Here is an 18,578-nt window from a genome sequence, read left to right as displayed (position 1 = left end):
TCCGTCGTCGGCAGCGTCAGATGTGTATAAGAGACAGGTCTGAGTGAGCAGTGACGTAGCGCCCGGGGTCGAACGGGGTGGTCTAGTGGACGCGGGCCACGCCGGCGTCGTCCGCGCGCTCGGTGCTGGTGCCGGGGCAGCCCTGCGTGCCCGAGCACGACCAACCGGCTGGGGCGAGGTGCGCCGCGCGCGCCGTGTGCGTCGTCGCGGGTCCCGCCGTCACCGGCTCCGCGGCCTTCTCCGGCGGCTCCACCCGCGTCGCGGGCGACGCGGGTTCGGCCGCGTCCGCCAGCCCTGTGTCGTCGGCGATGAGCAACCACGAGACGGCGCCACCGGCCACGAGCAGCACCGCACACACGAGCATCGCGGAGTGGTAGCCGGAGGAGAACACCTCGGGCCGTGCGTAGTCCGCACCCGCGAGCCCGACGGCCGCGGGCAGCGCCGCGACCGCGAGGAGGCTGCCGGCGCGCGCCACGGCGTTGTTGACGCCGCTCGCGACGCCGGCGAACCGGTCCGGGGCGGCGGCGAGCACCGTCGCCGTGAGCGGCGCGACGAGCAGCACCAGCCCGACGCCGAAGACGGTGACGCCGGGAAGCACCCCGGTCCAGTAGGACGAGGACGCGTCGACGCCGGCGAGCAGCAGCGTGCCGACCCCGCACAGGACGGGACCGACGGTCATCGGCAGCCGCGGACCGATGCGCGCCGCCAGCTCACCGCCGCGCGCCGCGAACAGCAACATGAGGACCGTGATGGGCAGCGAGGCCGTGCCCGCCGGCAGCGGCCCCCACCCGAGCACCGTCTGCAGCTGCAGGGTGAGGAAGAAGAAGACCGCGCCCAGCGCCGCGTAGACGAGCAGCGTCATGCCGTTGGCCGCGGTGAACTGCCGCGACGCGAACAGCGACGGAGGCACCATCGGGTGGCGGGTGCGCCGCTCGACGACGACGAAGGCGGTCGCCAGCGCGAGACCGACGGCGGCGACCCCCGCCGTGCCGCCGGCACCGAGGGAGTCGTGCTCGATGAGCGCGTAGGTCGTGACGCCGAGGGCGAGCGTCGCGAGAAGCGCCCCGGTGACGTCGAAGGTGTGGTCGGCCTCGGCGTCCCGGGTCTCGGGGACGGCAGCGAGGGCGATCCACACGGTCAGGACGCCGAGCGGCACGTTGAGCAGGAACGCCCACCGCCAGCTCGCGTACTCGACGAGCCATCCGCCGACGAACGGGCCGACGGCCGCGGCGATGCCACCCAGCCCGGACCACGCGCCGATGGCCTTCGCGCGGTCGTCGTGCCGGAACGTCGACTGGATCATCGCCAGGCTGCCCGGGGTGAGCAGGGCGCCACCGACGCCCTGGAGGACCCGCGCCGCGATGAGCTGGCCGGGGGACTGGGCCAGGCCGCAGGCCGCGGAGGCCAGCGTGAACCACACGACTCCGACGACGAAGACGCGACGGCGGCCGTAACGGTCACCGAGGGAGCCACCGAGCAGGATCAGGGACGCGAGCGCCAGCAGGTAGCCGTTCGAGATCCATTGCAGCGCAGCGAGGTCGGCGGACAGGTCGTGCCCGATGCGCACGAGTGCGACGTTGACGACCGTGCCGTCGAGCATGGCCATGCCCGACCCGAGGACCGCCGCGGTGACGACGAGCCGTCCCGTCCGGGTCCCGAGCGTCAGGCCTCCTGCCGGAGCGTCGGTGGTCACGACCGGCTCGGCGGACGGGTCATCGCCAGCACGTCGAGGGCGTCGTCGAGCTGCTCCTCGGTCAGCTTTCCGTCCGCGACATGACCCTGGTCGATGACGACGTCGCGGATCGTCCGCCGCTCGCGCACCGCCTGCTTGACCACGGCCGCCGCAGCCTCGTAGCCGATGTACCGGTTGAGCGGCGTGACGACCGACGGCGAGCCCTCGGCCAGCGCGCGGGCGTGCTCCACCTCGGCCGTGATGCCCTCGACGCAGCGGTCGGCGAGCAGCCGCGCGGTCGAGGCGAGCAGGGTCAGCGACTCGAGGACGTTCTTGGCCAGGACCGGCAGCATGACGTTGAGCTCGAAGTTGCCGGCCGCGCCCGCGGTGGTCACGGTGACGTCGTTGCCGATGACCTGCGCGCACACCATGAGTGTCGCCTCGGGCACGACGGGATTGACCTTGCCCGGCATGATGCTGGACCCGGGCTGCAGGTCGGGCAGGTGGATCTCCCCGAGGCCGGTTCGGGGGCCGGAGGACATCCACCGCAGGTCGTTGCAGATCTTCGTCAGGCCCACGGCCACGACCTTGAGGGCACCCGACAGCTCGACGACGGCGTCCTGGGTCGACTGGGCCTCGAAGTGGTTCTCGGCCTCGCGGAACTCGATCCCGATGTCGGCCGACACCCGCTCGATGACCGCCGCCGCGAAACCCGGCGCCGCGTTGATGCCGGTCCCGGCGGCGGTGCCACCCAAGGGCAGCTCCGCGGTCGCGCGGGCCGCGTGCCGGACGCGTTCGGCGCCGAGCTCGACCTGCCGGCGGTACCCGCCGAACTCCTGGCCGAGGGTCACGGGGACGGCGTCCATGAGGTGCGTGCGTCCGGGCTTGACGACGTCGGCAAACTCGGCCTCCTTGCCGCCGAGCGCCGTGGCGAGGTGCTCGAGGGCCGGGACCAGGTCGGTCAGGGCGGCCTCGGTGGCGGCGATCCGCAGGGCGCTGGGGAAGGTGTCGTTGCTCGACTGGCCGGCGTTGACGTGGTCGTTGGGATGCACGCCGAGTCCCGAGGACAGGTGGGCCAGGCGCGCGACGACCTCGTTGACGTTCATGTTCGTCGAGGTGCCCGAACCGGTCTGGAAGACGTCGACCGGGAACTGGTCGTCGTGCTCGCCCCGGGCGACCTCGTCGGCGGCAGCTGCGACGGCCCGGGCCATCGGTGCCTCGAGGACGCCGAGGTCCGCGTTCACCCGCGCCGCCGCGGCCTTGAGCCGGGCGAGGGCGTGCACGACGCCCGACGGGACCGGTTGGCCGCTCACCGGGAAGTTCTCGACGGCCCGGGCCGTCTGGGCACCCCACAGGGCATCGGCGGGCACCTGGACCTCGCCCATCGAGTCGTGCTCGGTCCGGTACGCCTGGCTCGCGTCAGTCATGCCCCCCATCATGCGCGCCCGGCCCGGGCCGTGGCGCGGCAACGGGGTCGGTCAGCGGGGGCAGTCGTCGGCCGGCACCGGACGCGGCTCGCGAGCCTGCCCCCGACCGCCGGCGTCCGTCGCCTCCGTCGCCTCCGTGGCCTGCACGCCCTCGGGAGCCTCCCTACCGTCCCCGGCCCGGGTGGCCCGGGTCGCGCGTCGCGTGGCCCGGACGCTGAGCAGGGAGTCGGTCGTCAGGAGCAGCAGGGCCACCCAGACGATGCCGAAGCCCACCCACCGCTCGGCCGGCAGGTGCTCGCCGAGCAGGAGCACCGCGCAGAGCAGCTGCATGACCGGGGTGATGAACTGGATGAGGCCGATCGTCACGAGGGGGACGCGCCGGGCCGCGGCGGCGAAGCACAGCAGCGGAACTGCCGTGACGACACCGGACAGCACGAGCAGGGTCGTGTGGACGGCACCGTGGTGGCCGAACGCGAGGCCGCCGTGGCCCGCGACGAGCCCGAGCGTCACCGCGGCGATGGGCGCGAGCACGACCGTCTCGACGGTGAGCCCGTGCAGGGCCTCCAGGCTCGCCCCGAGCTTCTTCTTCGTCAGCCCGTAGAGGGAGAACGAGCCGGCCAGGGCCAAGGCGACCCACGGCACGTGTCCGCCGGCGACACCGAGGAACACGGCGGCCGCGACGCCGATGCCGACGGCCGCCCACTGGAGCGCCCGCAGCCGCTCGCGGAGCACGACCACACCGAGCGCGACCGTGACGAGCGGGTTGAGGAAGTAGCCGAGGGCCGCCTCGCTCGTGTTGCCGGCCACGACGGCGGCCACGTACACGACCCAGTTGACGGCGATGAGCACCGCGGCCACCGCGAGCCCGACGAGCAGCCGGGGCCGACGCAGCAGCGGAGCGACCCAGCCGACGTCGCGGCGGGCGAGCAGGACGAGCGCGCAGACCAGCAGGGTCCACAGGATGCGGTGGGCGAGGATCTCCCAGGCGCCTGCGGGGCGCAGCGCGTCGAAGTAGAGCGGGAACAGTCCCCAGAGGCCGTACGCCGCGAACCCGAGGACGGTGCCCCGGCCGGTCTCGCCCTCGGGAGAGCCGAGCGCGAGCCCACCTGCGCGGGCCGCCACGGGCCGTCGCGCAGGAAGACCCCCAGACGGAAGCCCGGACGGGCGCGACCTCACAGCCGGCCCGGCGACGCGGCGTGCAGCGACCTCACGCGGTCGTGGGCTCGCCCACGGTCCACGTGTCGCGGCCGGCGAGGAGGGCGTCGATGTCGGCGTCGGTGACCGGCGTCGTGCGGGCCGAGGCGACCTGCTCGCGCAGCCGGTCGTCGTAGGTCGGGCGTGAGACGTTGCGGAAGACTCCCATCGGCACGTGGCCGAGGTCGGGGGAGTCGAGGCGGGAAAGGGCGAAGGCACCCGACGGGTCGGTGGCTCCGGCGTCGTGGACGACGACCCGCGCGGGGTCCGCCTCGGCACGCGGCACGACCGACAGCGAGCCGCGGTCGTCGCGCACGACGACGCTCTCGGCGGTGCCGACCTCCTGCCCGTCGACGAGGTGCAGGATGCGAGCCGCGGCCTCGGTGCGGTCCTTGAGGACGTCGAAGACGCCGTCGTTGAAGATCGGGCAGTTCTGGTAGATCTCGACGAACGCCGACCCGCGGTGCTCGGCCGCCGCGCGCAGCACCGCCGTCAGGTGCTGGCGGTCGGAGTCCATGGTTCGGGCGACGAAGCTCGCCTCGGCGCCGAGCGCGAGCGACACCGGGTTGAACGGGGTGTCGAGCGAGCCGAGCGGCGTCGACTTGGTCACCTGGCCGACCTGCGACGTCGGCGAGTACTGGCCCTTCGTCAGCCCGTAGATCTCGTTGTTGAACAGCAGGATCTTGAGGTTGACGTTGCGGCGCAGCGCGTGGATGAGGTGGTTGCCACCGATCGACAGGGCGTCGCCGTCACCGGTGACGACCCATACCGAGAGGTCCTCGCGTGTGGCGGCCAGGCCCGTGGCGATGGCGGGGGCGCGGCCGTGGATCGAGTGCATGCCGTACGTGTCGAGGTAGTACGGGAAGCGCGAGCTGCACCCGATGCCGGAGACGAAGACGATGTTCTCGCGGCGCAGCCCGAGCTCGGGCAGGAAGCCCTGCACGGCGGCGAGGATCGCGTAGTCGCCGCACCCCGGGCACCAGCGCACCTCCTGGTCGGAGGTGAAGTCCTTCTTCGTCAGGGCCTCGCCCTCGCCGAGGCGCGGGACGCCGGCGGTGCCGAGGGCGGGCATGCCCAGGTCGATGCTCACTTCGCGGTCTCCTTCACGCGTGCGTCGGTGCCGTGGGCCGTGCCGTTCCCGTGGGCGTCAGGGGTGGCGGCGCCCACGGCACCGGCCGCACCGGCACCGGCGGGGTCGCCCGCGCCGGCGGCGGGGCGCGTCGACGCGGAGGCCGCGGCCACGACGTCGGCCAGCTCGCGGGCCTGGAACGGCAGGCCCCGCACCGACGTGTGCGACTCGACGTCGACGAGGTACTTCGCGCGCAGCAGCAGGGCCAGCTGGCCGAGGTTCATCTCGGGGACGATGACGCGGTCGTAGCCGCGCAGCACCTCGCCGGTGTTGGCGGGGAACGGGTTGAGGTGACGCAGGTGGGCCTGGGCGACCCGGGCGCCCCGAGCCCGGGCCTCGCGCACGCCGGCGGCGATCGGGCCGTACGTCGAGCCCCAGCCGAGGACGAGGACGTCCGCGTCACCGGTCGGGTCGTCGACCTCGAGCGGCGCGACGGTGTCGGCGATCCCGTCGATCTTGGCTTGGCGCAGGCGCGTCATGTGGTCGTGGTTGTCGGGGTCGTAGGAGATGTTGCCCGTGACGTCGGCCTTCTCGATGCCGCCGACGCGGTGCTCGAGGCCCGGCGTTCCCGGCACGGCCCACGGCCGCGCGAGCGTCTCGGGGTCGCGCAGGTACGGATGGAAGACCGGGGCGCCCGCGGCGTCGGTGGCGTTGGGCTCGGTGGCGTGCTCGACGGTGAGGTCGGGCAGCTCGGCCGTCCGCGGCAGGCGCCACGGCTCGGACCCGTTGGCGAGGTAGCCGTCGGACAGGACGATGACGGGGGTGCGGTACGTCGTGGCGATGCGGACGGCCTCGAGGGCGACGTCGAAGCAGTCCGCGGGCGTGGCGGGGGCGACGACGGCCACCGGGGACTCGCCGTTGCGCCCGAACATCGCCTGGAGCAGGTCGGCCTGCTCGGTCTTGGTCGGCAGGCCGGTCGAGGGCCCACCGCGCTGGATGTCGCAGATGACGAGCGGCAGCTCGAGCGAGACCGCGAGGCCGATGGTCTCGGCCTTGAGCGCCAGGCCCGGGCCGGAGGTGGTCGTGACGCCGAGCGCGCCACCGAAGCTCGCCCCGAGCGCCGCGCCGACGCCGGCGATCTCGTCCTCGGCCTGCATCGTCGCGACGCCGTAGCGCTTGAGACCGGCGAGGGTGTGCAGGATGTCGGAGGCGGGCGTGATCGGGTAGGAGCCGAGGAAGAGCGGCAGGCCGGCGCGGTGGGCTGCCGCGACGAGACCGAGCGACAGCGCGACGTTGCCGGTGACGTTGCGGTACGTGCCGGCGCGCATCCGGGCCGGGGCGACCTCGTAGGCGACGGCGAAGTCCTCGGTCGTCTCGCCGTAGTTGAACCCGGCGTGCAGCGCGGCGAGGTTCGCCTCGAGGATCTCCGGCTTGTCGGCGAACTTGCCCTTGAGGAACGCCTCGGTGCCGTCCATCGGCCGCGTGTAGAGCCAGGACAGCAGGCCGAGGGCGAACATGTTCTTGGCCCGCTCCTTCTCCTTGCGGGTCAGGTCGGTGAAGGACGCGAGCGCCTCGACCGTGATCGAGGTCAGGGCCACCGGGTGCACGTGCCACGAGGCGAGGGAGCCGTCCTCGAGCGGGTTCTGCGTGTAGCCGACCTTCGACAGGTTGCGCTTCGAGAACTCGTCGGTGTTGACGATGAGGGTGGCGCCGCGCGGCAGGTCGCGCAGGTTGGCCTTGAGCGCCGCCGGGTTCATCGCCACGAGGACGTCCGGCGCGTCGCCCGGTGTCAGGACGGTGTGGTCGGCGAAGTGCAGCTGGAAGCTGGACACGCCGGGCAGCGTGCCCTGGGGTGCGCGGATCTCGGCGGGGAAGTTCGGCAACGTCGACAGGTCGTTGCCGAGCAGCGCGGTCTGTGACGTGAAGCGGTCACCGGTCAGCTGCATGCCGTCGCCGGAGTCCCCGGCGAACCGTATGACCACGCGGTCGAGCTGCTGGACCTTCTTGGTGCTCATGCTCTGCGACGTCCTCGAACTTCCTACGATCCACGGCCCGGGGCAGCGCGCGGCGGGCTTCTTCCATGCTATGTCGCACACGGGCGCAGTTTGTGCAGGTGCCAGAACGTGGACCCGCCCAATCGGGCCGAGGCGCGCACCCGCACCGTGCCGCTCGACTGCCGGCATGGATAGGCTGGCCGACATGTCCGGGTACGTGGCCGTCGCAGCGGTGCTCGCCGCCGGCGTCGTCCTCGTGACCGCCGCGATGCTGGCCCGCCGGCTCCTCGCCCCGCGCGCCCCGCTGGCGGCCAAGCTGACGACGTACGAGTCCGGCGTCGACCCGGTCGGCGAGGGCTGGGCCCAGACCAAGGTGCGCTACTTCGTCTTCAGCTTCCTCTACGTCGTCTTCGCCGTCGACGCCATCTACCTGTTCCCGTGGGCGCTCGTGCTGCGCGACGCGTCGATCGGCCGGGCGAGCCTCGTCGAGATGGGCGTCTTCATCGGCGTCATCGTCCTCGGTCTCGCGCACGCCGCCCGCCGCGGCCTCCTGAGGTGGGTGTGATGGCGGCCCGCGAGCCGGGAGGTCCCGTGGACCTGCCGATGCCGACCGTCCCGTCGGCGCAGGCCCCGGTGCAGATGGGCGTGCTGGGCGCGTACGCGCCGCGTCCGGTCAAGGTCGTCCTCAACTGGGGCCGGCGCTACTCCCTGTGGGTCTTCAACTTCGGGCTGGCCTGCTGCGCCATCGAGTTCATCGCTGCGTCGATGGGACGGCACGACTTCATCCGGCTCGGCGTCATCCCCTTCGCGCCCGGTCCGCGGCAGGCCGACCTCATGGTCGTGTCCGGCACCGTCACCGACAAGATGGCCCCGGCCATCCGCCGCCTCTACGACCAGATGCCCGAGCCGAAGTACGTCATCTCCTTCGGTGCCTGCTCCAACTCGGGCGGCCCGTACTGGGACTCCTACTCGGTCACCAAGGGCGTCGACCAGGTGGTGCCCGTCGACGTCTACGTGCCGGGGTGCCCACCGCGCCCGGAGGCCCTGCTGCACGGCATCATCCGCCTCCAGGAGCAGATCGCCGACGAGCGCCTCTCGGCCCAGCGCATCCGCGGCCGGTACGCCGGCAACCGCGTCGCCAGCGCCGGTGACGTCCGCCGACCGCTGCTGTCGCGCCCGCGTCGCCGGGGGCCCGGCGCATCCGGTCGCGGCCCGTCCGGCGCCGGCGCACCCGCCACCCCCCGCACGTCCGGCACGTCCGGCACGTCCGGCACGTCCGGCACATCCGGTACGTCCGGTACCGGTGGGACGACGGGGGCCGGCCGATGATCACCGCCGACCCGCGCGACGTCCCGGTCGACGACTGGGCCGGCGCGGTCCTCGAGCTGCGCGAGCAGGGCTACCGGTACTTCGACTGGCTGACCGCCGTCGACGAGACCGACCGCGACGACGCACCCGGCTTCGACGTCGTGTGCCACCTGCTCGACCCGTCGAGGCCCGGCGCGGCCACCGGCGTCCTCGTGCGCACCCGCGCGCCCGAGGGACGTGCCGTCCCCTCGCTGACACCGGTCTTCGCGGGCGCCGCGTGGCACGAGCGCGAGACCCACGAGATGTTCGGCATCGACTTCGACGGCTTCGACGACGGCACCGGGCTCGGGCTGCGCCCGCTCCTGCTGCCCGAGGGCTTCGAGGGCACGCCGCTGCGCAAGTCGTTCGTGCTGGCGGCCCGCGCGTCCAAGCCGTGGCCGGGTGCCAAGGAGCCGGGGGAGGGCCACGACAGCGCCCGCGCCCCCGGTCGCCGCCGCGTGCAGGCACCGGGCGTGCCCGGACCCGAGTGGGGTCCGCGATGACGCTCGCCCCCTGGCTCGAGGTCGTGCTGCGTGCCGTCGCCGTGCTCGTCGCCTTCCTCGTGCTGCCGCTGCTCGTCGGCCAGACCGAGCACAAGGTCATGGCACACATGCAGGGCCGGCTCGGGCCGATGTACGCCGGCGGGTTCCACGGCTGGGCCCAGCTAGTCGCCGACGGCGTCAAGTTCGTCCAGAAGGAGGACGTCACGCCGGCGCGGGCCGACCGGTGGGTGTTCCGCCTCGCGCCGTTCGTCGCGCTCGTGCCCTATCTCGTCGCGCTGGCCGTCGTACCGCTGTCGCCGGACGTCGTCGGGGCCGACGTCGAGGCCAGCGTCGTGCTCGTCCTCGCGGCCGTCGGCGTCGGCGTCGTCGGCACGCTCATGGCCGGCTGGGCCTCGGCCAACAAGTACTCGCTGCTCGGCGCGATGCGTGCGGCCGCGCAGCTCGTCTCCTACGAGCTGCCGCTCGTGCTGTCGGTCGCGTCGGTCGCGCTCGCGGCCGGCACACTCTCGGTCGTCGGCATCGCCGAGGCGTGGTCGCCGTGGTGGCTGCTCTGGCAGCTGCCGGGCATGGTCGTCTTCCTCGTCGCCGCGCTCGCCGAGCTGCAGCGCCCTCCGTTCGACATGCCGGTCGCCGACTCCGAGATCGTCTTCGGGGCCTTCACCGAGTACACCGGCCTGCGGTTCGCCTTCTTCCTGCTCGCCGAGTACGCCGGCATCGTCGTCTTCTCGCTGCTGTTCGCCGTGCTGTTCCTCGGCGGCTGGGCCGGCCCGCTCGAGGGGCCTCTCGGCTGGCTGTGGACCCTGCTCAAGGGCTTCCTCGTCGCCGTCGTCGTCATCTGGCTGCGGGTCTCGTGGCCGCGGATGCGGGAGGACCAGCTGCAGCGGCTGGCCTGGGTGTGGCTCGTGCCGCTGTCACTGCTCCAGCTGGCGCTGACCGCCGTCGGCGTGGTGATGGTCCGATGAGCGCCCCGACCCGACCCGAGGGGGTGACCCGCCGTGGGTGACGGCATCGTCCCCGGCCTCGTCAGGGGCCTCGCGCAGACGGCCCGCACGATGACCCGCCGCAGTCACACGGTGGAGTATCCCGACGTCGCGCCGGCGCTGCCCCCGCGCTCGCGGGGCGTCATCGCGCTGACCGAGGAGAACTGCACGTCGTGCATGCTCTGCGCGCGCGAGTGCCCCGACTGGTGCATCTACATCGACTCCCACAAGGAGGAGGTCCCGCCGACGACGCCCGGTGGCAGGGCCCGGCAGCGCAACGTCCTCGACCGGTTCGCCATCGACTTCTCGCTGTGCATGTACTGCGGCATCTGCATCGAGGCCTGCCCGTTCGACGCGCTGCACTGGAGCCCCGAGTTCGAGTACGCCGAGCTCGACATCCGCGACCTGCTCCACGAGAAGGACCGCCTCGGCGCGTGGATGGCCACGGTCCCGCCTCCGCCCGCGCTCGACCCCGGCAGCGCCGAGCCCGCCGAGGTCGCGGCGTCCTCGCGCCCGGCCCGCGGGGCGCGCGGCGCGGGAGCCGCCGGCGCCGCCGGCGCCGCGGGTCCCGGCGATCGCGCCGGCGCTGCGCGCGCAGGCGCGGCGACGCGTCCGACGCGGGTCCGGCCCGCGCGCGACACCACGCCCGGGGCCGACGCGCCGGGCACCGTCGCGCCGACCCGTCGGATGCCGGCCGTCGGCACTGCCGGCAGCGCCGGGAGCGCCGGCACCGACGACGCCGTGGACGCCGTGGACGCCGCGGCGACCGCGTCCCGCAGCGGCGACGAGACGCAGGTGCTGCCGACCTCCTCGACGCCCGAGACGCCGTCGGGCACGGGCGACGAGACGCAGGTGCTGCCGACGTCCTCGACGCCGGAGGCCCCCGACGAGGAGGGCCGCGCGTGACGACCCGCGACATCGTGTTCGCCGCCGTCGGCGCGATCACGGGCCTCACGGCGCTGCTCGCCGTCACGACGCGTCACGTGGTGCACGCGGCCCTGTGGCTGCTGGTGTCGCTCGGCTCGCTCGCCGGGTGCTACCTCGTGCTCGGCCAGGAGCTCGTCGGACTCGTGCAACTGCTCGTCTACGTGGGCGCGGTCGTCGTCCTCGTGCTCTTCGCGCTCATGCTGACCCGGGCGCCGATCGGTCCGCACGCCGAGATCGACACCCCGGCCTGGCAGCGCGTGGTCGGCGCCCTCCTCGGGGCGGCCACGGCGGTCCTGCTTGGGGCGCTGCTCCTGCCGCTCTTCTCCGGGGCCACCGCCTCGCTCGACGACGCGCCCTCGGCGACCCCGCGCATCGCCCAGGCCGTGTTCGGCACGTGGGTGTGGCCGTTCGAGCTGCTGTCGGTGCTGCTGCTCGTGGCACTCGTCGGAGCCTTCGCGGTGTCGCGCCTCGTGCTCGAGCGCGGACGCGTCGACGCGGTCGCCGCCGAGCGCGCGCGTCGCCCGGGGTCGGGGGCCGCCTCGTGATCCACCTCGAGCTGCCCGTCCTCCTCGTCGCCCTGCTCGCGGGCGCCGGCGTCTTCGGCATCCTCGCCCGGCGCAACGCCGTGCTCGTGCTCATCGGCGTCGAGCTCGTCCTCAACGCGGCGAACCTCCTTCTCGTGACGGCTGGTTCGCGTTCGGGGTCCCCGCTCGCGGCAGGCGCCGTGCTGACGCTCTTCGTCATCACCATCGCGGCGGCCGAGGTCGTCGTCGCGCTCGCCATCGTGCTCGTGCTCTTCCGCACGACGGGCCATGTCGACCTGACGCACGTGCCCGACCTCGACGACGGACCGGAGCCCGACGACCTGGAGGACGGCGCCGACGAGCCGTACGCATCGGCCGGGAGCGGCGCGCGCGGCGCCTCCGATGCGCGCGGCGCCTCCGATGCGCGCGGCGCCTCCGATGCGCGCGGCGCCTCCGATGCGCACGGCCAGGCCGGCGAGCCCGCTGCGGCGGGGCCGGAGGTGCGGTCATGAGCTGGGTCGTGCGGATGATCGTCGTCGTCCCGGCGCTCGCCGCCCTGGCCGGTCTGCTCGTGCACCGGCAGCGTCGGGTGTCGGGCGGCGTCGCGGTCGGCGCGTCGACCCTCGTCGCGGTCCTCGCGCTGCTCCAGTGGGTCGCCCCGACGCGCACCGCCGACATCGGCACCTTCGGTGCGCTGCCCCTGGGTGACCTCGCCGCGCCCCTGCACCTGCTGTCCGACCGGGTCTCGGGCCTCGTGTCCTTCGTCGTGGCGCTCGTCGTCCTCGGCATCCAGGTGTTCACGGTCTGGTACCTCGGCGACGACCCGCGCTACGGGCGCTTCGCCGCGTCGGTGTCGTTGTTCGCCGCCGGGATGCTCCTCGTCGTCCAGGCCTCCGACCTCGTCCTGATGCTCGTCGGCTGGGAGGTCATGGGCTGGTGCTCGTGGCTGCTCATCGGCCACGACAGCGAGCGGCCGGCGGCCCGGCGCGCCGCCTACAAGGCGTTCCTCGTGACGCGGGTCGCCGACATCGGCATGGTCGTGGGGATCGTCGCCCTCTCGGTCCGGGCCCGCAGCACCGACCTGCTCGCCGTGATCTCCGCGACCGGCCACACCACCGCGCTGACCGTCGGCCTCATCGGCGTGGCCGTCGGGGTCGCCGGCAAGTCCGGCCTCGTCCCGTTCCACGACTGGCTGCCCGACGCCATGGAGGGCCCGACGCCGGCCTCGGCCCTCATCCACGCCGCGACGATGGTCGCGGCCGGCACGTACGTCATCGCAAGGCTCTTCTCCCTCTACGCCGGACACGACGGCGCGCGGACCCTGCTCGCGGTCCTCGCGGCGGTGACGATGGTCTACGCCGCCCTGCTCGCCCTCGTGCAGACCGACCTCAAGCGGATGCTCGCCTACTCGACCCTCAGCCAGGTCGCCATCATGCTCTCGGCGCTGGCCGCCGCACCGCACGACCTCGGTCCCGGGGCCGGCCTGTCGCACCTGATCGGACACGCGTTCTTCAAGGCGCTGCTCTTCCTCGCGGCCGGGTGGCTGGCGGTGCTGGCCGGTGCAACCGCCCTCGTCACGCTCCGCGGTCGGCTGCGCGGCACCGGCGCGCTGCGGTGGTCGACCGGCATCGGCCTCGCCGCGCTCGCCGGGGTGCCGCCCCTCGTCGGCTTCGTCAGCAAGGACACCGTCATCGACGCCGCACTCGAGGGGGAGGGTGTCGGCGCGACGATCGTCGTCGTCGCCCTCTTCGTCACTGTCGTGCTCACCGCCGCGTACTGCACCCGCGCCTGGCTGCTGCTCGACACCCCGGTGGCCGGTGCCGTCGCCGGACCGGCACCCCTCCCCGACACCGTCGAGGCCGCCCACCCCGCAGCGACGCCCGACGCCGTGGTCGCCGAGGAGGACGTCGCCGTCGTCACGACCGCCGACAGCGCGGACGACGCGGAGGTCGAGCGGGTCCACGCCCACGGGCACAGGGCGATCACCCTGCCCGCTGCCATCGTCGTGTCGGCGCTCGCAGCGCTGACCGTCCTCGGCGCCCTCCTGCTCACCGGGATGCGTGGTGGCGTCCACATCGGTCTGCTCAGTGCCCTGCTGTCGGTCCTCCTCGTCGTCGGGGCGGCCTTCGCGGTGTGGTCGCTGAGCGACCGGGGTCGCGTCGACGTCGCCGACCACGTCCCGGCGCGCCTGCGCGAGAACGCGGTTCGCGGCTTCGGCGTCGACACGGCCTACGTCGCCTTCGGCCGGATGGTCACGGCGGCCGCACGTCTCGTCGTGGCCCTCGACCGCGACGTCGTCGACGCCTACCCGCGTGCCACCGCCGTCGTCGTCCGTGGCGTCGGGCGCCTCGGTGACCGCGCCCACCGGGGCGTGCCGTCGGGTGCCCTCGTCGCCGTGCTCGTCGGTGCCGTCTCGGTGGCCGTCCTGGGGGTGGCCGCGTGGCGCTGACGCTGATGCTGCTCGTGCCGCTGCTCGCGGCCATCGCCCTCGTCGCGATCCCGGGCGAGTCGCGAGCCGAACGGGGCATCGCCCTCGGCGCCTCGGTCGTCACCGCGGTCCTCGCCGTGGTCGTCGTCGCCACCCGCGCCGAGGTCGACGCACCGTGGATCCGGTCCCTCGGTGTGCGATGGCACTTCGGCGTCGACGGCGTCTCGGCGGCGCTCGTGCTGCTGACCGCCCTGCTGACGGTGGGCCTCGTCGCGCACGCGCTCTCGGGTCCGATCCCCAAGGGAGGCAGCGGCTCGACGTTCCTCGGGTGCATCCTCCTCGTCGAGACCGGCGCGCTCGGCACGTTCCTGGCCCGCGACGCCATCCTCTTCTTCATCGCCTTCGAGGTCGTCCTCGTGCCGATGTGGGTGCTCATCCGTCGGTTCGGCGACGACCACGTGCGCGACGAGGCCCGGGCCGACGCGGCCGGCCGGTTCGTGCTGTTCACCGTCCTCGGCTCGACGCTGATGCTGATCGGCATCCTCCTGCTCGTGCACCACCAGGGCACGTCCGACCTCGCGGTCCTCGCCGCCCGGCACGGCGCCGGGCTGGCCCGGCCGCTCGAGGTCGCCGTGGCCGCCGTCCTCCTCGTCGGGCTCGGCATCAAGGTGCCGCTCTGGCCGCTGCACACGTGGCTCCCGTCGGCGCACACCATCGCGCCCACCGCAGGGTCGGTGCTGCTCGCCGCCGTCCTGCTCAAGATGGGGACCTACGGCATCGTGCGCCTCGTCGTCGCCACCGTGCCGGCCGGCGTCGCCGCGCTCGCGCCCGTGCTCGCCCTCCTCGGCGTCGTCGGCATCCTCTGGGGAGGCCTCGCCTGCCTCGTCGAACGCGACCTCAAGCGGCTCATCGCCTACAGCTCGGTGGCGCACATGGGCTTCGTCGCCCTCGCCCTCGCCTCCGGCAGCGAGACCGGGTTGCAGGCCGCCCTCTTCGGCAACATCGCGCACGGCGTCGTCTCGGCGCTGCTGTTCGTCGTCGTCGGCGAGCTCAAGGAGCGCTGGGGCTCCGCCGACCTGCGGGTGGCCCGGGCGGCCCTGCGCGACAACGCTCCTCGCCTCGGTGGCGCCCTCGTCCTCGGTCTCGCCGGGGCGCTCGGGCTGCCCGGGCTCATCAGCTTCTGGGGCGAGTTCCTCGCGCTGTACGCGACGTGGTCACCCGCCGACGGCCGGCCGGTCGCCCTGCTCCGGGTCTGCGTCGTGCTCGGCGCCGTCGGCCTGGCGCTCGCGGCCGCCTACTCGTTGCGGGTGGCCCGCATCGTCTGGGCCGGTGAGGGCAGCGACGCGGCGACCGGTTCTGCGGCGGTCGCCGTCGCCGACGCCCAGGGCATCCGGTGGGCCGTCATGGTGACGCTCGTCGTGGTCATCGTCGTGCTCGGTGTCGCGCCGCACCTGCTCCTGTCGCTGTCCGCCGCCGCGGCCGGCGGGCTGCTCACCGGTACGGGGGTGGCGCCGTGAAGGGGCTGAGCCTCGACCTCGCCGTCCTCCTGCCGGCGCTCGTCCCGCTGGGCTGCGCGCTGCTCGTGCTCGTCGCCGACCTGGTCGTGCCGACGCTGCGGCGGCTGCCGTGGGGCGTGGCGGCGCTCGCGTCCGTGGGGACGGCCCTGGCGACGGTGCCCGGCCTCGCGAGCGGCGACACCCGGACCACCCTGTGCCTGGCGCCGCCGTCCGGCTCGGCGCTGCCCACGGTCGAGGGACTGCCTGCGTCGTGCTTCTGGGAGGCCGACGCCCTGACCGGCGCGCTCCAGATCGCGGCGGGGGCCGCCGCCCTCCTCTGCGTCCTGCTGGCGTGGCCGCGGCGCGGCCGGAGGCCCGGGTCGTCCGCGCCGTCCCGGTCGTCCGCGCCCGAGCCGGCCTCCGAACCGGTGCAAGTCGTGCTCCTGCTCGCCGCCCTGGCCGCCACGGTCGTCGTGGCGGCCAGCCGCGACGTCGGCACGTGGCTGGTCGCCCTCGAGCTCGCGACCCTGCCGGTCGTCGTCCTCGTCGCGCTGTCCGGGCGGCGCTCGGCCGTCGCCGGGGCGACCCAGCTGCTCGTCACGTCGCTCGTGTCATTCGCCCTGCTCACCCTCGGTGTCGCGCTCTGGTATGCGGCCACCGGCAGCCCCTTCCTGACCCCCGACGCCGCGCTGTCCACGGGCGGCGCGTTCCAGACCGCCCCGGGCTCCCCGACGTCGGTGGTCTTCCCCTCGGTGTCGGCCGGGGTCGTCTCCCTGGCGACCGTTCTCGTGCTGGCCGGGGTGGGCTTCAAGCTCTCGCTCGTGCCGTTCCACGCGTGGACCCCCACCGCCTACGCCGGCGCACCGCTGCCGATCGCGACGTTCCTGGCGACCGTGTCGAAGATCGCCGCGCTCGCCGCCCTGCTCGTCGTCCTGCGGGCGGTCTCGGTGCTCGGCACGCCCGCTCTGTCGTCGATCGCCCTGCTCGCCGCGCTGAGCATGACCGTCGGCAACGTCCTGGCGCTGCGGCAGGACGACGTCGTGCGCCTCCTGGCCTGGTCGACGGTCGCCCAGGCGGGCTGGGTGATCCTGCCGCTCGTGAGCATCTCGGCCCTCGGGGTCGGGGCGAGCGCGACCTACCTGCTCACCTACGTCGCCGCGACGCTCGTCGCCTTCGCGGTCGTGGCCGTGACCGTCCGCGAGCGGCCCGCCGACGGCCGTGTCCTCGCCGGGTACGAAGGCCTGTGGCGCCGCAGCCCGTGGCGTGCCGGGGCGCTCGCCCTCGCGCTCACGTCGCTGGCGGGACTGCCACCGGGCGTCATCGGCCTCGTCGGCAAGGTCGTGGCCCTGCGACCGGTCGTCGCCGAGGGATGGGTGTGGCTCGCCGCCATCGCGGCGGCCAACGCTGTGCTCGGCGTGGCCGTGTACCTGCGCTGGCTGCGACCGGTCGTGTCCTCTCCGGACACGTCGGGAGCGCTGGCGGCGGCGGAGGCGTCGGGCGCCTCGGACGGGCCGGGTGCCTCGAGTGCCTCGGGCGCGCCGGGCGCCTCGGACCCGCCGGGCTCGGCGTCGGGGCCTCGCCGTGGCGGCGGGGTGGCCGTGGCCGGGCTGGTTCTCGCGGCGGCCGTGCTCGTCGTCGTCAGCGTCCAGCCGGACGTCCTGCTGCGCCTGCTCGGCTGACCCGGGCCTCGACGCCGTCGAGGATGACCTGGAGTCCGAAGTGGTGGGCCCGCACCGCGTCGCGGGCCGCGCCCTGCTCGGTGCCGGCGGCGGTGCCGACCCGCGAGGCGAGCGGGTAGCGACCGGCGACGTCGAGCTCGGCCAGCCGGGACCCCTCCCGCTCCCACCACTGTTCGGGTGACTCCCGGGCCCGCTCCTGACCGGCCTGTCGAAGCGCGCGAGCACTGGCCCGGACGTGGTCGAGGACGAGCGTGAGGACGGCGTCACGGGTGACGTCGTCGAGCGGCAGCGCCGCGACGGCACCGAGCTCGCGCTCGTACTTGCCGAGCGTGCCCGGACCCAGCACCTCACGCTCGCTCTCCCACTCCGCCAGCCACGGATGCTGCTCGAGCAGGGTGAGGTTCTCGGCGGCCACCTGCTCCAGCCGCTCGCGCCACGGTCCCTCGCTGGGTCGCGCGGCCATGCTGCGCCGGCACTCGTCGACCATGAGGGCGAGGAGCTCCTCACGGGTCGCCACGTGCGAGTAGAGGGACATGACCGACACTCCCACCTCCTTGGCGACCTCGCGCAGTCCGAAGCCGAGGGTGCCGACCCGGTCGGCCACCGCGATCCCGGCGCCCACGATCTCGTCGACCGCCGCGCGGGGGCGTCGACCGGGACCGGGCCTCGTCGGTTCGCGCTCCCGCCGCCACAGCAGGTCGACCAGGGTCGGCATGCGCCCTCCTCAAATTTATGTACACTGTACGCATATTGTCACGACGGAAGGGGCCGCCATGCATCTGCTCGACTCTGCCATCTCGCTCAACGTTCCCGACCCGGAGGCGTCGGCCGCGTTCCTGCAGGAGCACCTCGGCTTCGACGTGGCGATGGCCGACGACGGCTTCGTCTCGTTGCGCCATCCCGACGGCGGGCCGAACGTCGTCCTGCTGCGCACGGGGCTTGAATCGTTCAAGCCGGCAGACCGCGCGGGTTCCGCGGGCGAAGGACTGCTGCTCGCGTTCGTGGTCGAGTCCGTCGACGTCGAGTTCGAGCGGATGGTGGCGGCGGGCGTACCGGTCGTCACGGCGCCCGAGACCGAGCCCTGGGGCGAGCGGTACTGCCAGGTCGCCGACCCCAACGGTCTGACGATCCAGCTCGTCGAGTGGGTGTCCTGAGGCGCCGGGGGATCCCGGCAGCGCCAGGTGCCTCAAGATCGGTGGCGCACGGGGTGCCGCCGGTCGGGCTCGCACTGGCACGCGCAGTCGGGTAGGCAGAGCTCCTCGAAGCAGGCGTCGACGCACACGCACTCGACCTCGACGTGGGGACCCTCCCGTTCGACGACCGCCGCGCCCCAGGGCG

General features: G+C 73.9%; 16 protein-coding genes and 1 pseudogene. 11 read left to right on the top strand and 6 right to left on the bottom strand.

The genetic code is table 11. From position 1 onward, the window contains the following. Positions 1 to 82: 82 nt before the first annotated feature. From ACPYOM_RS14305 to ACPYOM_RS14285, 5 genes are all read right to left on the bottom strand, one after another. Positions 83 to 1,693, bottom strand: coding sequence for an MFS transporter (locus ACPYOM_RS14305; RefSeq protein WP_481346472.1), 1,611 nt, complete (start codon positions 1,691 to 1,693; stop codon positions 83 to 85). Next, entirely contained in the window at positions 1,690 to 3,099 is a 1,410-nt protein-coding gene (locus ACPYOM_RS14300; protein ID WP_481346471.1) for a class II fumarate hydratase, read from the bottom strand. The genes ACPYOM_RS14305 and ACPYOM_RS14300 overlap by 4 nt, the downstream gene beginning before the upstream one ends. Before the next feature lie 51 nt (positions 3,100 to 3,150). After that, on the bottom strand, positions 3,151 to 4,221 hold the full coding sequence (gene rarD, locus ACPYOM_RS14295; RefSeq protein ID WP_481341862.1) for an EamA family transporter RarD: 1,071 nt from the start codon (positions 4,219 to 4,221) through the stop codon (positions 3,151 to 3,153). Positions 4,222 to 4,306: 85 nt separating this feature from the next. Continuing rightward, complete coding sequence (locus ACPYOM_RS14290) at positions 4,307 to 5,383, bottom strand: 2-oxoacid:ferredoxin oxidoreductase subunit beta (RefSeq protein WP_481346470.1); 1,077 nt, start codon at positions 5,381 to 5,383, stop codon at positions 4,307 to 4,309. After that, positions 5,380 to 7,377: a 2-oxoacid:acceptor oxidoreductase subunit alpha gene (locus ACPYOM_RS14285; RefSeq protein WP_481346469.1), complete on the bottom strand. Its 1,998-nt coding sequence runs from the start codon at positions 7,375 to 7,377 to the stop codon at positions 5,380 to 5,382. Before ACPYOM_RS14285 ends, ACPYOM_RS14290 begins: the two co-directional genes overlap by 4 nt. A gap of 184 nt (positions 7,378 to 7,561) precedes the next feature. Here ACPYOM_RS14285 and ACPYOM_RS14280 point away from each other — a divergent pair, with 184 nt between their 5' ends. The 10 genes and pseudogenes from ACPYOM_RS14280 (at position 7,562) to ACPYOM_RS14235 (ending at position 17,240) form a co-directional block, all read left to right on the top strand. Then, a complete protein-coding gene (locus ACPYOM_RS14280; protein ID WP_481341866.1) occupies positions 7,562 to 7,921 on the top strand; it encodes an NADH-quinone oxidoreductase subunit A in 360 nt (119 codons plus the stop codon). After that, positions 7,921 to 8,535 (top strand): annotated as a pseudogene (locus ACPYOM_RS14275) (NADH-quinone oxidoreductase subunit B); the annotation flags it as partial. The gene ACPYOM_RS14280 and the pseudogene ACPYOM_RS14275, both read left to right, overlap by 1 nt. 146 nt (positions 8,536 to 8,681) lie before the next feature. Beyond that, positions 8,682 to 9,206: an NADH-quinone oxidoreductase subunit C gene (locus ACPYOM_RS14270; protein ID WP_481341868.1), complete on the top strand. Its 525-nt coding sequence runs from the start codon at positions 8,682 to 8,684 to the stop codon at positions 9,204 to 9,206. After that, positions 9,203 to 10,168, top strand: coding sequence for an NADH-quinone oxidoreductase subunit NuoH (gene nuoH, locus ACPYOM_RS14265; RefSeq protein ID WP_481341869.1), 966 nt, complete (start codon positions 9,203 to 9,205; stop codon positions 10,166 to 10,168). The genes ACPYOM_RS14270 and nuoH overlap by 4 nt, the downstream gene beginning before the upstream one ends. A 33-nt stretch (positions 10,169 to 10,201) precedes the next feature. Continuing rightward, positions 10,202 to 11,092: a NuoI/complex I 23 kDa subunit family protein gene (locus ACPYOM_RS14260; protein ID WP_481346468.1), complete on the top strand. Its 891-nt coding sequence runs from the start codon at positions 10,202 to 10,204 to the stop codon at positions 11,090 to 11,092. Beyond that, positions 11,089 to 11,658, top strand: coding sequence for an NADH-quinone oxidoreductase subunit J family protein (locus ACPYOM_RS14255; RefSeq protein WP_481346467.1), 570 nt, complete (start codon positions 11,089 to 11,091; stop codon positions 11,656 to 11,658). The genes ACPYOM_RS14260 and ACPYOM_RS14255 overlap by 4 nt, the downstream gene beginning before the upstream one ends. After that, complete coding sequence (gene nuoK / locus ACPYOM_RS14250; RefSeq protein WP_481346466.1) at positions 11,655 to 12,149, top strand: NADH-quinone oxidoreductase subunit NuoK; 495 nt, start codon at positions 11,655 to 11,657, stop codon at positions 12,147 to 12,149. The genes ACPYOM_RS14255 and nuoK overlap by 4 nt, the downstream gene beginning before the upstream one ends. Then, on the top strand, positions 12,146 to 14,086 hold the full coding sequence (locus tag ACPYOM_RS14245) for an NADH-quinone oxidoreductase subunit 5 family protein (protein WP_481346465.1): 1,941 nt from the start codon (positions 12,146 to 12,148) through the stop codon (positions 14,084 to 14,086). Before nuoK ends, ACPYOM_RS14245 begins: the two co-directional genes overlap by 4 nt. Beyond that, positions 14,077 to 15,582 (top strand): complex I subunit 4 family protein, encoded by a 1,506-nt coding sequence (locus ACPYOM_RS14240; protein WP_481346464.1) that lies wholly within the window; start codon positions 14,077 to 14,079, stop codon positions 15,580 to 15,582. Before ACPYOM_RS14245 ends, ACPYOM_RS14240 begins: the two co-directional genes overlap by 10 nt. Further along, positions 15,579 to 17,240, top strand: coding sequence for an NADH-quinone oxidoreductase subunit N (locus tag ACPYOM_RS14235; RefSeq protein ID WP_481346463.1), 1,662 nt, complete (start codon positions 15,579 to 15,581; stop codon positions 17,238 to 17,240). Before ACPYOM_RS14240 ends, ACPYOM_RS14235 begins: the two co-directional genes overlap by 4 nt. Here ACPYOM_RS14235 and ACPYOM_RS14230 read toward each other — a convergent pair. After that, complete coding sequence (locus ACPYOM_RS14230) at positions 17,200 to 17,955, bottom strand: TetR/AcrR family transcriptional regulator C-terminal domain-containing protein (RefSeq protein ID WP_481346462.1); 756 nt, start codon at positions 17,953 to 17,955, stop codon at positions 17,200 to 17,202. The two genes, ACPYOM_RS14235 and ACPYOM_RS14230, sit on opposite strands and share 41 nt — an antisense overlap. A 58-nt stretch (positions 17,956 to 18,013) precedes the next feature. Here ACPYOM_RS14230 and ACPYOM_RS14225 point away from each other — a divergent pair, with 58 nt between their 5' ends. Further along, positions 18,014 to 18,394 (top strand): VOC family protein, encoded by a 381-nt coding sequence (locus ACPYOM_RS14225; RefSeq protein ID WP_481346461.1) that lies wholly within the window; start codon positions 18,014 to 18,016, stop codon positions 18,392 to 18,394. Positions 18,395 to 18,578: the final 184 nt, after the last annotated feature.

Source organism: Monashia sp. HAY1-2A, assembly GCF_056755315.1.
This window is presented reverse-complemented; position numbering and strand designations above follow the sequence as displayed.